This is a genomic window from Pseudomonas sp. 51_B, from assembly GCF_017491595.1.
In the GTDB taxonomy this organism is placed as follows: domain Bacteria; phylum Pseudomonadota; class Gammaproteobacteria; order Pseudomonadales; family Pseudomonadaceae; genus Aquipseudomonas; species Aquipseudomonas promysalinigenes.
Window position 1 is genome coordinate 1 of record NZ_JAFGYW010000662.1, and the last position, 219, is coordinate 219.

General features: G+C 57.5%; 1 protein-coding gene. It reads right to left on the reverse strand.

Annotation, left to right across the window (positions count from 1 at the left end; all coding sequences use genetic code 11):
- Positions 1-196, reverse strand: a 196-nt coding sequence (locus J5M56_RS27355; RefSeq protein ID WP_207938267.1) for an immunoglobulin-like domain-containing protein, incomplete at its 3' end; no start/stop codon positions are given.
- Positions 197-219: the final 23 nt, after the last annotated feature.

Consider the following 219-nt stretch of genomic DNA (forward strand, 5'->3'; position numbering starts at 1 on the left):
CGGTGATAGCGGTCACAGCCGGTGCCGGGCTGACGTCCAGTTTCTCGAAGTCACCACCGGTGGTGCCGGTGACATTCACACTCACATTGCCAGCATCGACATAGACGGTGTTGGCTGGTGCTGGGACCGTGATCGAGCCTTCGGTCAAACCTTTGCCAATGGTGATGACTTCACCATTGCTCAGGGTGATCTTCATCTCGCTACCGGCCGGATTGGTCA